At 68.4% G+C, this 12717-nt stretch carries 11 protein-coding genes; 6 read left to right on the top strand and 5 right to left on the bottom strand.

Annotated features, from left to right (window positions below; all coding sequences use genetic code 11):
• The first annotated feature begins 80 nt into the window (after positions 1 to 80).
• Positions 81 to 1412: a hypothetical protein gene (locus AB0F17_RS11340; RefSeq protein ID WP_358019940.1), complete on the top strand. Its 1332-nt coding sequence runs from the start codon at positions 81 to 83 to the stop codon at positions 1410 to 1412.
• A 45-nt stretch (positions 1413 to 1457) separates the two neighbouring features.
• Here AB0F17_RS11340 and AB0F17_RS11345 read toward each other — a convergent pair whose 3' ends face one another.
• The gene (locus tag AB0F17_RS11345) at positions 1458 to 2246 is read right to left on the bottom strand and encodes a DeoR/GlpR family DNA-binding transcription regulator (RefSeq protein WP_358019943.1); all 789 of its coding nucleotides are present in this window, start codon (positions 2244 to 2246) and stop codon (positions 1458 to 1460) included.
• A 311-nt stretch (positions 2247 to 2557) separates the two neighbouring features.
• Here AB0F17_RS11345 and AB0F17_RS11350 point away from each other — a divergent pair, with 311 nt between their 5' ends.
• From AB0F17_RS11350 to AB0F17_RS11360, 3 genes are all read left to right on the top strand, one after another.
• On the top strand, positions 2558 to 5404 hold the full coding sequence (locus AB0F17_RS11350; protein ID WP_358019946.1) for a BTAD domain-containing putative transcriptional regulator: 2847 nt from the start codon (positions 2558 to 2560) through the stop codon (positions 5402 to 5404).
• A 49-nt stretch (positions 5405 to 5453) separates the two neighbouring features.
• Positions 5454 to 6350 (top strand): alpha/beta hydrolase, encoded by an 897-nt coding sequence (locus AB0F17_RS11355; RefSeq protein ID WP_358019949.1) that lies wholly within the window; start codon positions 5454 to 5456, stop codon positions 6348 to 6350.
• Between the two features lie 91 nt (positions 6351 to 6441).
• On the top strand, positions 6442 to 7698 hold the full coding sequence (locus AB0F17_RS11360) for an alpha/beta fold hydrolase (RefSeq protein ID WP_358019952.1): 1257 nt from the start codon (positions 6442 to 6444) through the stop codon (positions 7696 to 7698).
• Positions 7699 to 7739: 41 nt separating this feature from the next.
• On the opposite strand, the gene AB0F17_RS11365 is transcribed toward AB0F17_RS11360, so the two are convergent.
• The gene (locus tag AB0F17_RS11365) at positions 7740 to 8426 is read right to left on the bottom strand and encodes a TIGR00266 family protein (RefSeq protein WP_358019955.1); all 687 of its coding nucleotides are present in this window, start codon (positions 8424 to 8426) and stop codon (positions 7740 to 7742) included.
• A complete protein-coding gene (locus tag AB0F17_RS11370; RefSeq protein WP_358019958.1) occupies positions 8423 to 9280 on the bottom strand; it encodes a hypothetical protein in 858 nt (285 codons plus the stop codon). The genes AB0F17_RS11365 and AB0F17_RS11370 overlap by 4 nt, the downstream gene beginning before the upstream one ends.
• Positions 9281 to 9636: 356 nt before the next feature.
• On the opposite strand from AB0F17_RS11370, the gene AB0F17_RS11375 reads away from it, so the two are divergent.
• Positions 9637 to 10101: a hypothetical protein gene (locus AB0F17_RS11375; RefSeq protein WP_358019961.1), complete on the top strand. Its 465-nt coding sequence runs from the start codon at positions 9637 to 9639 to the stop codon at positions 10099 to 10101.
• Between the two features lie 137 nt (positions 10102 to 10238).
• Here AB0F17_RS11375 and AB0F17_RS11380 read toward each other — a convergent pair whose 3' ends face one another.
• Positions 10239 to 10373 carry a hypothetical protein gene (locus AB0F17_RS11380; RefSeq protein WP_358019964.1) on the bottom strand — a complete coding sequence of 45 codons (135 nt, stop codon included), beginning with the start codon at positions 10371 to 10373 and terminating at the stop codon, positions 10239 to 10241.
• A gap of 202 nt (positions 10374 to 10575) precedes the next feature.
• On the opposite strand from AB0F17_RS11380, the gene AB0F17_RS11385 reads away from it, so the two are divergent.
• A complete protein-coding gene (locus AB0F17_RS11385; RefSeq protein ID WP_358019967.1) occupies positions 10576 to 10983 on the top strand; it encodes a hypothetical protein in 408 nt (135 codons plus the stop codon).
• A gap of 96 nt (positions 10984 to 11079) precedes the next feature.
• Here AB0F17_RS11385 and AB0F17_RS11390 read toward each other — a convergent pair whose 3' ends face one another.
• A complete protein-coding gene (locus AB0F17_RS11390; protein WP_358019970.1) occupies positions 11080 to 12537 on the bottom strand; it encodes an MFS transporter in 1458 nt (485 codons plus the stop codon).
• Positions 12538 to 12717: the final 180 nt, after the last annotated feature.

Raw genomic sequence — 12717 nt, forward strand, 5'->3', positions numbered from 1 at the left:
GCGAGGCCACTTCGGCTTCCATGCTTTCTGCTGTCCGTCTCTCAACACGTGGGACATGAGCCGGATGGAGAGGACGCCCCTTGTCCAAAGCCGTGGCCAGAATCGCCGCCATCCTCCTGCTAGCCGCCGCCCCGCTCGCCGCCGCCACCGCGGCGCACGCCGACCCCGTTGACGACTCCGCCTACGGAACCCCGCTCGTCGCCGTCTCCGGAGCCGGCGTCATCTGGCACCCGACGACCGGGCTGAGCACGCTCAAGGCGCAGTCGGGCCTCACACAGGTCGACTTCGCCGACGTCATGACGAGCGCCAACCACCCCATGCGCACCTGCGACAGCACCGAGGCCGCGGGGCTGCCGATCAAGCCCGCCGCCACCGTCAGCTGGTGCTGGGACAGCGGTGACGCGAGCACCACGACCTGGATCCCGCAGAGCCTCACCACCTCCGGGGACGCCGACGACGACGGCATCTGGCGCGGGTACAAGGCCATCATCAGCGGCTGGAACTACTGCAACTCCGCCGAGTGCGGTGCGAACACCCGCAACAACGACGCCAGGGTCGCCTTCATCGACTACACCAACCCTGCGGCGCCGGAGTACCGCTGGGTCTACCTGGTCGCGCCGACGGACGGCACCACCAACCCGAACGTCACCAGCTACTCCAACAACACCTACGGACCAGCAAAAGCGCACATGGGCGGCATGGCCTGGTACGGCGACAAGCTGTACGTCAGCGCGACCGGCGGCAACTCCACCGGCATCAGGGTCTTCAGCATGTCGGAGATCCTTCAGGTGAACGATGCGAGTTCGGCCATCGGCAAGACGAGCAGCGGGTACGCCGCCTACGGCTACCAGTACGTGATGCCGGAGGTCGGCTTCTACAGCTACGCCAGCGGCACGTGCACCATGAGCACCGACACGGGCGTGCCCTGCTTCGCCTCCATCTCCCTGGACCGCAGCACCAGCCCCGACAGCCTGACCGCCGTGGAGTACTTCAACGACCCCAACCTGCACGGCAGGGTCTACCGCTACAACCTCGGCGGCGCGAACTACCTGCTGAGCGCCAACGCCAGCGGCTACACCCCGGCGGCCCAGGCGTACCGCACCCAGGTCGGCAACATGCAGGGGGTGCTGTCGTGGAACGGCACCTGGTACGTCTCGCACAGCTGGGCGGACGAACCAGGCGAGCTGTGGGCCCTGAACACCTCCACCGGCAGATCCCACACCTGCGCCAACCCCTACAGCTCGGCGTATGAGTGCTGGGCATTCCACCCCGAGTCGCTCACTTACGACTACGCCACGGGCCTGGTCTGGTCGCTCACCGAGTGGACCAAGAACCAATGCGCCACCGAGACCGCCACCCCGCTGAACTGCGGCCGGGCCATCTTCGCCTTCCCCCGCACCGCGCTCCCGTAGCCCTTCTCCGGGAGGAGGGTGCGCCCCCGTATCCGCCTCCCGGCCCTACACCTCGCCGACCTGGGCGATGTCGACCCGGTGATGCCGGTCGCGGAGCCGTTGTACGGCCTCGGAAGGCGCGTTCGAGTCGACCACGATGACGTCGAAGGCGTCGAGAGGAGCGACCCTGTGCAAGGCCACCCGGTCGAGCTTCGTGTGGTCGACCGCCAGGACGCAGCGCGTCCCCGCGGCCACCATGGCCCGCTTGACCAGCACGATCTCCTGCTCCTGGTGAAAGGCGTGCCGGTCGGAGATGGCCGAGGTGGAGACGACCACCGTGTCGGTGTTCATCGCCTCGACCGCGTCGACACAGGCCACTCCCAGGAAGGAGTCGTGCGTCGGGTAGTACTCGCCGCCGAGCGCCATGAGCCGGATGCCCGGCATGGGGGCGAGCAGCTTGATCGCCTCCAGGAAGTTCGTCACCACGGTCAGCGGGGCCACCTCGTCGAGGTGGCGGGCGACGGCCAGCGCGGTCGTGGAGTCGTCGATCATGACCGAACTGCCCGGCTCGATCAGCCCCACCACATGCCGGGCGATCGCCTCCTTCTCCGCCGTCTGGGCGGTCTTGCGGTAGGCGATGTTGCTCTCGAAGATGCTGGACGCCTGGGCACTCGCGCCACCGCGATACTTCCGCACCATGCCCTGGCTCTCCAGCAGATCCAGGTCACGATGGACGGTCATCACACTCACGCCGAACGCCTCGGCGAGCTCCGTCATCGAGGCCGAGCCGTGCCGCAGGACATGCTCCGCCATGGCCTGGCGCCTGGTGGCCCCGCCGGCCGCGCGTGACTTCACCTACGGCACTCCCCATGCATCGGTGAGACCTTCACGAATCCTTATAATCTCTCACACCGTCAGCACCATGAGGAGCGACGTGGCATGCCCTGGCACCGCCACCGGCGCCGCCCACCCGGAGCTCCCGACCGCAGAAACGGCGACGAAACACAGAGCGTCAACAACATGAAATACTCCCCGGACGCCATCGACCAGGCGGCCAAAGCTGTGATCTGCCCTGGGAAATAGCCCTGGGAACTACGCCAAGATCGAAGGCCCGCGAGAACACCGTCCAAGGTCCATGTCCTAATCTGCCCTTCGGAGGAGGGCTGATGACCATGGACCTGCGGTTCGCCGTGTTGGGGCCGCTGCGGGGCTGGCGAGGCGAGGAGCCTCTGGATCTCGGTCGCCCGCAGCAACAGGCGTTGCTGGCGCTGTTGCTGCTGCGGCAGGGCCGGCCACTGTCCGATGAGGCGATTGTGGACGGGCTGTGGGGTCAGGCGCCACCCGCGCGGCCGACGCACGCGATGCGGATTCTGATCTCGCGGTTGCGGCCGGTCCTGGAGCCGAACGGGTCGCCCTGGAAGGTGCTGACCACGGTCTCCGGCGGCTACGCGCTGCGGCTTCCGCCGGGCTCGTTGGACGCCGCGGTGTTCGAGGAACGGGTGGACGCGGCCGGCAAGGCCCGGGCCGCTGGAGAGCCGAGCCGAGCCAGGGACCTGCTGTCCGAGGCGCTCGCGCTGTGGTCCGGCGTTCCGTTGCTGGGACTGCCCGGGCCGCTGGCCGAGACTCATCGAGCCCGGCTGGCCGAACGGCGGCTGCTGGCCCTGGAACAGCGGCTGGAGCTGGACCTGGAGTTGGGCCGTCACCATGAGCTGATCGCGGAGCTGACGTCGTTGTCCGAGGAGTTCCCGTTGCGGGAGCGCCTGCGGGGGCTGCTGATGCTCGCGCTGTACCGGTCCGGACGCCAGGCCGAGGCGCTGGCGGTCCACGCCGGCACGCGCAGGTTGCTCGCCGACGAGCTCGGCGTCGATCCCGGTCCCGAACTCACCGCCCTCCACCAGGCGATACTGCGCGCCGACCCGGCACTGGCCGCTCCTGTTCAGGCGTCTGCCCGTACGGCTCCCGCCCAGCTTCCCGCCGACGTCGTCGATTTCACCGGACGGCAGGCGTTGGTCGGGGAGCTGACCGGTCTGCTTCAGGCGGGCGCGAGCCTGGTGATCTCCTCGGTGTCGGGGATCGGCGGCGTCGGCAAGACCGCGCTGGCCGTCCACGTGGCCCATCTGGTCCGCGACCGCTATCCCGACGGGCAGCTTTATGTGGACCTGCGCGGCGTCGAGGCGGCCCCGCTGGCGCCGGCGGCCGTGCTCGCGGCGTTCCTCCGCGCGCTGGGCGTCTCCGGTGACACCATCCCCGAGGATCTGGAAGAGCGTGCCGCGCTGTACCGCACTACCCTGGCGAACCTGCGGCTGCTGGTCGTCCTGGACAACGCGGCCGACGCCGCCCAGGTCCGCCCGCTGCTGCCGGGTGCGACCGCCAGCGGGGTCGTCATCACCAGCCGGGCCCGGCTGATCGGTCTCAACGCCGACCGGATGATCGGTCTGGCGGCGCTCACGACCGGCGAGGCGCTGGAGCTGTTCACCCGCATCGTCGGGACCGCCCGCGTCGCCGCCGAACGCCTGGCCGCCGAGCAGGTGGTCGCCGCCTGCGCCTGCCTGCCGCTCGCGGTCCGCATCGCCGCCTCCAGGCTGTCGGCCCGGCCGGGGTGGACCATCGCCTCGCTGGTCGCCCGGCTCGCCGACCAGCGCCGCCGATTAGCGGAGTTACGCACTGGCGACCTGGCGATGGAGGCCACCTTCTCCCTGGGGTACGACCAACTGGACGTCGGCCAGGCAAGGGCGTTCCGGCTGCTGGCCGTACCGGATGGTGATGACTTCTCGGTGGCCGCGGCGGCGGCCGTCCTGGATCTGGAAGACCGGTCGGCGGAAGACCTGTGCGAGTCGCTGGCGGACGCCGGCCTGCTGGAGGCGCCGAGTCCGGGCCGGTACCGCTACCACGACCTGCTCAAACTGTACGCTCGCGGCCTCCCCGAGCAGGACCGGGACGCGGCGTTGCACCGGCTCGTCGACTTCTACCTGGCCACCGCCAGAAACGCGCAGTCACTGCTGGAGCCGGAGGCGCTCTCGACCGCCCGGCAGCTTCCCACCGCCTCGCCCGGCCTGGTCTTCGCCGGCCATCCGGCGGTGGCGGGGTGGCTGGACGCCGAGGTGGCCAACCTGTTCCACACGACGCTGCAGGCCGCGTCCGATCCGGCCGTGGCGGATCTGCTGTACGTACTGCTGTACGTGGCGCGCGTTCACCTGCGATGGGAGCAGATCCGGCAGATCGCCCAGGCGATCGCACGGGCCTCGGCCGAGCGAGGCGACCGGCGCAGCCACGGGCTGGCCCGTACGGCTGTCGCGGCGATGCTCATCTACCAGCGGTCGCTCAAGGAGGGGGTCGAGGAGGGGACGGCGGCCCTCGCGCTGGGTCGTGCGATGGGCGACCCGGTGATCGTGGTGGAGAACCTGCAGGTGCTCGGCGCCGCGGCGATGATCCAGCGTGACTACGAGGCCGCCATCGGTCATCTCACCGAGGCACTCTCCCTCCATCGCGAGCTGGGCGACGTGACAGGAGTCGGGGCGGCGCTGGGGATCCTGTCCCGTGCCTGCCTGGCGCTGGGCAGGCAGGACGAGGCCGTCGACCTGGCCAGGCAGGGCGTGGAGCTGGTGCGGAAGACGGGCCGATCACGGAATCTCGGCACCCGGCTGTACGACCTCGGCATCGTGCTGCACGGGGTCGGCAGGTGCGATGAGGCGGTCGAGGCCTGGGCGGACTCGCTGACGCGGCACCGGGCCGCCGGTGATCGCCTGATGGAGGGCGGCGCCCTGTTCCGGCTGGCCGAATGCCATCTGGCGGCGGGCCTGTTCGACGAGGCCAGGGTACGAGCGGAGGAGGCCGTGGCGGTGAACGTCGAGATCGACGCCGTCTGGGAACAGGCTCGGGCGCTGACCACACTCGGCAAGGCGCTGTCACTGCTGGGCCAGGAGGAGAGCGGCCGAGCCCGGCTGCGGGAGGCGTTGGAGATCTTCGAGCGCCTGGACGTTCCCGAGGCGGCGGACGTGCGGGCGATGCTCTGACGGTCGCGTGGCAGTCGGTTGGCAGTCGAGATCCGTCACCGTTGTCCACATGACAGAGACCGCTGTGGAAAAAGTATCCTTCGACGCCGACGGCGTCACCCTCGCCGGGCACCTGCACCTGCCCGCCACGGCCGACCGCGGACTGCCCGCGGTCGTGGTGGCAGGGGCATGGACCTCGGTGAAGGAGCAGATGGCCGGGCTGTACGCGCGGCGCCTGGCCGAGCGTGGTTTCGCCGCGCTGGCCTTCGACTTCACCGGGTTCGGCGAGTCGGGCGGTGAGCCGCGTGACGTGGAGTCGCCTTCCCTGAAGGTCAGGGACCTGAGCCACGCGGTCACCTTCCTTTCCTCCCTGGACCGGGTGGCCCCCGCCCGGATCGGCGCGCTGGGCATCTGCGCCGGTGGCGCGTTCGCCGCGGTGGCCGCAGCGGACGATCCCCGCATCGCCTCGCTGGCACTGGTCGCGCCCGGCCTGCAGGACGGCGAGCTGATGCGGCTCGCCCTGGGCGGCGAGGAGGCCTTCACGACGCGGTTGACGGCAGGACAGCGGGCCCGCGCGCACTTCGAGGCGACCGGCGAGGTCGAGTACGTGCTCGGAGTCAGCGAAACCGACTCCACGGCCGCGATGTTCGGCCCGTACGCCTACTACCTGGACCCCGCCCGAGGCGCCATCCCCGAGTGGGGGAACAAGTGGGCGACCATGGCCTGGGCCGAATGGCTGACCTTCGAGCCGCAACCGTCCGCGGACCGCATCACCGCGCCCGTGCTCATCGTGCACAGCGAGAGCGCCGGGATCCCGGTGGGCGCGCGCCGGTTCGCCGACCGGCTGACCGGGGCCAGGGAGCTGGTCTGGCTGGAGGGCCGCGGCCAGTTCGACTTCTACGACACCGATCCCACGGTCACCGAATCCGTGGACAACGTCGCCCGCCACCTGCACGCCACCCTCTGAGGAGCGACCATGCGGCCGATGGCCGCACCGGCCCTCGTGCCACATGGAGTCGGTCTGACCCGTCTGGTTCGTACATCGAAGCTTGGAGTTGATGAACGTGCGTTTCCTACGTGGCGCCCTGGTGGCGGTGATGGCTGCGGCCGCGATGGCGGCACCAGTGACCGCGGTACACGCCGACGAGTGCGACCAGGCCTGTCAGGTCAGCTGGGCATGGGCGGCGCAGCAGCAGAACGCGTTACCCCGCACCGATTTCTACGACGCGCCCGACCCGCTGCGGTGGAGACCGCTGGGGGCGTTGATCCGCAAGCAGGACACCAGCGAGTACGTGGTCGAGGGCAAGCCCGTGACGGCCACGCGAGTGCTCTACCACTCGCGAACCTCCGCGGGACGAGACGTCGCCGCGTCCGGGGTGGTGCTCGTCCCGCAGGACCGCCCCCGGCCCCGCGGCGGATGGAAGGTCGTCGTGGACGCGCACGGCGCGAGCGGCATCGGCACCGCCTGCGCGCCATCGCTGATGCGGGACCTGTACCACGGCAACCAGATGATGCGGTTCCTGGAGCAGGGCTATGCCGTTGTCGCACCCGACTACGCCGGTCTCGGCACGACCGGACGGCCGGAGCTACTCAACAAGGCCGCGCAAGCCGCCGACCTGGTCGGCGCGGTCCGCTCCGCCTCGCAGGCCGTACCCGGCCTCTCCCGCCAATGGGTGCTGTGGGGCCACTCCCAGGGCGGCGGCGCGGCCCTGGCCGCCGCCGAACGGCAGACCCGCGAACCTGAGCCCGGCTACCTCGGCACGGTCGTCACCTCACCCGCCGCCGACCTCACCGCACTGGTCGACCACCTCGCCGTGACCGCCCCCTACGGCGGTTTCGTACCGATCATCGCCGAAGGGACCGGCTACAGCGACTCGAGCATCCGCCCCGACGAACTGCTCACCCAAGCCGCTCTCCGACGCCTGGACACCGTCCGCGGCGGCTGCCTCAATGTCGCCGTCGCCGTGTACTCCGACCTGGTCGGCCCTACCCTCGTCCAGGCCGGCTGGCTGTCGAACCAGGCGTTCACCGGCTATCTGAGAGACAACACCCTCGGCCGCGCCCGCGTCGCCGGTCCTGTCCTGTTCCTGCAGGGCGACGCCGACACCGTTACTCCGCGCGCCGCTGCCGACCGGGTCGTCGCCGGCCTTTGCCGCACGGGTTCCACCATCGAGTATCGGACCTACCCCGGTATGGAGCACGACACCTGGGGTGGCTTCACCGGCATCGACGACGGCGCGATGCCCGACATCCTCGCCTGGACCAAGGCGCGCTTCGCGGGCCTTCCGGCCGCGTCAACCTGCCTCAGGGCCTAGCCGGGGCATGGTGCGGGTGCTGATCACTTGACGCCGACGGGTCAGGCGCGCTCGAAGGGCAGCAGCTCGGTGAGGTGCGTGATCAGCGCCTGGGGGTTCCGCGTCTGGGTGAGGACCCTGCCCGGGCCGGTGAACTCGAAGACAAGTCCCTCTCCCGACTTGAGGGTCTGTATCGACTTCCCCTCGACCGCTCTGCGAAGGTTGTTCTGAACTGTCTCGTCGTAGGCCACCAGGTGCCCGGCGTCCACCACTACCCTCTCCCCCGCCGCGAGCTCGATCCAGTCCATCGCGCCATAGCAGCCCACCACGACGGCACCCTCGCCTTCCGTCCTGATGAGGAACCCGCCCTCGCCGCCGATGAGGTTCGACATGCCACCCCATTTGGTGGCGATCTCCACGCCTTCACCGGACGCGATCCATGCTCCTCTGGTCAGCATGAGCGCGCAGCCTGGCTGTAGTTCGGCGGCCTGTACGTCACCCGGCAGGTGGTGCGCCACGTCCACCCAGCCGCCGGTGGCCGGTGCCGTGTAGCGGGTGGTGAACATCGACTCTCCGCCCAGGGCCGAGCGGGCGAAACTGCGCAGCAGCCCGCCTTCCGCCTTGGCGCGGAGTTGTACGCCCGAACTGGTCGCGTACATCGCCCCGGCCCCGACCCGCAGAGACTCATTGCCCTCCAGGTGGCAACGCGCCACCGCGAACGAGCCCGCGTGCCGGATCTCCGTCTTCATGATCTCTCCTTGGCCATTCCGCCGCAGGTGAAGTCCTGCTCCCGCTCGGGGTCCAGTTGGATGGTCCCGAGATTGGTGGTCTCCATCGGGCGGCGGAAGGTTTCGAGTTTGTCGCAGTCGTAGAAGACGTACGTGCCGTCGCTCTCGCCGAGCAGCATCATCCAGCGACCGTCGTAGAGCGGCTTGTCGTTGTCGGCGCTCTTCACGACCGCCCACTGGTCTTGGAAGCCGACGTAGCCGAGCAGGTCGTTGGCCTGCCCTGTCTCCTGTACCTCAACGGCGCCCTCGATCATCGCCAGGATCAGCAGGAACCCCAGGCCCACACCGGTGAGACCACCGACGAGGATCTTGGCCCCGGCACGGCCGACCGGTTTGCGGCGCAGCAAACGGAATGGGACCAGGAACGACAGCACGCCCAGCCCGACGGCGATGACGACCATGATGGCGATGTCGAGGTCCCCGACGAGATTGAACAGCCCCCAGTAGGTCGCGCCGCACCACAGGGCGGCGATCAGGGCGGCTATCCAGGGGCGCTGCCGGACTCCCCCGACCAGCTTGGCGAGCGTGCCGCGAGTCAGCCTGTCGACCAGCCAGGCGAACCCGAGCAAGAAGCCGAGCGCGGGAATGGCGACCAGCAGGAGGAGGACGAGGGTGCCCATCAGGCGGCCCAGCAGAACCGACTGATCGATTCCCGCCTGCTGTGGATTGATGCCGAAGACTCCGTACATCTGCTCGATGCCGATGTACAGGACGGCGTAGAGCGCCACTCCGATCGGGACGATGACGGAGCCGGTGCGCTCAAGAAGCCCGAGAACATGGTTCTCGTTCTCGGGCTCTGCGGGTGGGTCGCTCATGGCGTACGAACATACGGCGCGCGCATCTACAGGTGATCTACAAAACGTATACGCCCCGGAATCGAGACGCCGAGACGCTCGGATCAGCGGGCGGTTGGCACGTCCCAGCCCTCAGCGAGACCGGCGATCGTGACGAGCGGGTCGCAGCCGGCGATCTCCACGCCTGGCATACCCGACGAGTGACCGCGGCGGCGCGGGGCCTTCGAAGCTGCCCACGCCGATTTCGCCGGCCGTCGCGCCACCCGGCGACCCGCACGGTCAGAGGTATATGTAGTGGAGAATTTCGCGTTGCCACGGAGACGCGAGATATCGGCGTCAACGATTTGTCATCGGCCTGTCAACCTCCGGCCTGCATCATGGTCAATGTCAACGAGATGCGCCGAAATCCTCAGTATCCCGTTCCCAAGACAACGGAGGTTTCCATGCCGTTCCACCCGAGGAAACAAACCCTCGTGCGGACCTTGGCCGCTCTGGCGATGGCCGCTGGACTGTCCGCCGGTCTCGCCGGTCCGGCCACGGCGGACTCTCAGTCGGTTCTCTCCAACGGGGTGGTGGTCACTGTATGTGTCGAGCCAGGGCACTATGACATCAGGTCAGCCGTGATCAACGGCCACAACCAGAACAACGACTATGTCCATTCGCCAGACCTTCTACTCGACGGCGACAGGCGTAAGCAGCGCTGTAACCAGCTGAATTCATGGTGGTGGGGAGGCAAGCTTGCCGTGGACTTCTATGCCGACAACGGGGATAAGCTGGGCACCCGCCAGTGCTCCGTCCCGTGGGACAAGCCCTTCCCTAACTCCACTTGCGTCTTCAAATAACCACTGCGCCATCCAGTAGGTTGTTTGAACCGCGAAAGCGCCGAATCGCCCGAACGAGGCGACTCGGCGCTTTCACCTTCTGCGCCGATCGGCCCTGATACAGAGATGCACCCGGAGCCGACCACCCGACCGGCGCCTCAGCACTCCTTCACTGCGAGCCGGGAGCCGGGCTTGCGATCACCCGCCGACTTTCCCCGGTCGTACTGGAGCAGGTAGCGACCACCGGACACGTGGTCGAGCCGTTCGTTGACCGCCTCGGCAACCTGACGCAACCGTTCACCCAGCACGTACTCGGCCAGGACGGGTGATTTTCACTGCATCATCCACAAGCAGTAACAACTTGGTAAGTCGAGCCATCTTAGTATGCGAGGGACAGTGAAATCGTACGGCGGCCGGCGAAACGAGCTCACAGGTTCCGTCATCTGTCCGAACTCTGGATCGCCGGCGTCCACTCTCACGGAAAGGAAAATGTATATGCGCCTCAGCAAGAAGATCGTCAGGGGCTGCCTCGCGCTGACCCTGAGCCTCGGGGCGGGCGTGGTCGCCGCGACTCCCGCAAGCGCCGAGGTGGAGACAAGGATCGACGTCGGCCTTACCGTGTGGGAAGACGGGTACGTGAAGGGTTCGGGGAGCTTCTCCAATGGGTCAGGAGCGTATGGCGATATCTGCGTCAAACTCCGTGGATTCCTGATTGACGGTGGCGTCAGAAGTAGTATCGCTTGCAACTGGGGGCGTAAGGGCACTTCGATGACGTTCAGCGCGCCGGACCTCAAGTGCGGCTTCGGCGATTCTGGAAGCTACGACACTGTTGTCACCGCGTACGACGCGGACTTGAATTATATAGAGTCGAAAGTTTCGAACAGGATTTTTGCCTGTAACTAAATTAGCGCGTCTTCTGTAGCGCTTTGCACGGAAAAGGGCTGAAACACTTCGGGGATCTTCACCGCCGTACGGAGGGGACGCCCAGCCCAGAGTGTTTCAGCCCAGCCCCGCGCGAAGCGCCATATCGCTCTGGGGGACAGCGGGGCCGGCGCGGCGGCCCGGCACGGCGAGGGTGATCGCTGCGGCCAGGAGGGCGGTGCCGCAGCCGATGAGCATGCCGGTGCGAAACCCAGCCTCGGACGGCAGGACGCGCCCGGCGAACTCGGTGGTCATCTGGGACAGGATCAGGCCGACCACCGCGGCCGACACGGTGGCGCCGATGGAGCGCATCAGGGTGTTGAAGCTGCTGGCCGCGGCGCTCTCGGTCGGCGGGGCGACGCTCGTGATCAGAGTAGGTATGCAGCCGTAGGTGAATCCGATGCCGATGCTGCACACGCAGGTGAGGATGAGCAGGCCCCCCGTGGAGCCGAGCAGGAACACCGAGGAGCCGTACCCCGCGGCCATGATGAGGCTGCCGACGATCAGGGTGACCTTGGGGCCGCGGGCGGCCGACAGGCGCGCGCCGATCGGCGAGACGATCATCATCACCAGGACGGCGGGGGCCATCCACAGGCCGGCGGCGAGCAGCGACTGGCCGAGCCCGTAGCCGGTGGCCGCGGGCAGCAGCAGGATCTGGATCACGATCAGCGCCTGGGCGTACATGGAGAAGCCGACCACGATGGAGGCGATGTTGGTCATGAGCATCTGCGGGCGCGCGGCGACCCGCAGGTCCACCAGCGGGTCGCCGTTGCGCAGCTCCCACCGGCCCCAGGCCAGGAGCACGAGCACCGCGGCGGCCAGCAGCCCGAGCGTGGTGCCGCTCGCCCAGCCCCAGTCGCCGCCCTTGGACACGCCCAGGAGCAGGCACACCAGGCCGGCGGACAGGCCGAGCGCGCCGACGATGTCCACGCGCCCCCGGACGGCGGCGGGGGTGGCGGGGGTGGCGGGCACCAGGGCCCGGATGGGCATGGCCACCAGCAGGCCGAGCGCGGCCGTGGCCCAGAACAGCACCCGCCAGCTCGCGTACTCGGCGACCGCGGCGGCGACCGGCAGGCCGAGCGCACCGCCGATGCCCATGGACGAGCTCATCAGCGCGATGGAGGGGCCAAGCCGTTCGGGCGGCAGCACGTCGCGCAGGGCGCTGATGCCCAGCGGGATCATGCCCATCCCCATGCCCTGGAGGCCCCGCCCGACCACCATGGTGGTCAGGTCGGAGGCGAGCGCGCACACGACGCAGCCCAGGACGAGCGGCACCGAGCAGATGAGCATCATCCGGCGTTTGCCGTACAGGTCGCCGAGCCGGCTCATGACAGGGGTCGTCACGGCGGCGGCCAGCAGCGTGGCCGTGACCACCCAGGAGGCGTTGGACGCGGTGGTGCCGAGCTGGGGCGGCAGCTTGCTGATCATGGGCACGACCAGGGTCGAGGTGAGCGAGGCGACAATGCCGGCCACAACCATGGCGGTGACGATGCCGTTGGGCCTCGTGCCCGATCTGGACCGGACCGCGCGGATCATGCCCGCATCTCCTTACACTTCTGGATAACGAAGTGAAACCTCTCGGCATTCAGTCCGCACATATCATTTTCTGCTTTCGACTCCGGCTGGGCGACTTTTACGCAGGGGTGCGTGCCGGCCTATTTGCATTCGCTCACAAGAATATCGGCCATGCGTCGACGAACGTAGATGCTGCATATG

Origin of the sequence: Nonomuraea sp. NPDC026600, assembly GCF_040638335.1 — a bacterium.
In the GTDB taxonomy this organism is placed as follows: Bacteria; Actinomycetota; Actinomycetes; order Streptosporangiales; family Streptosporangiaceae; genus Nonomuraea.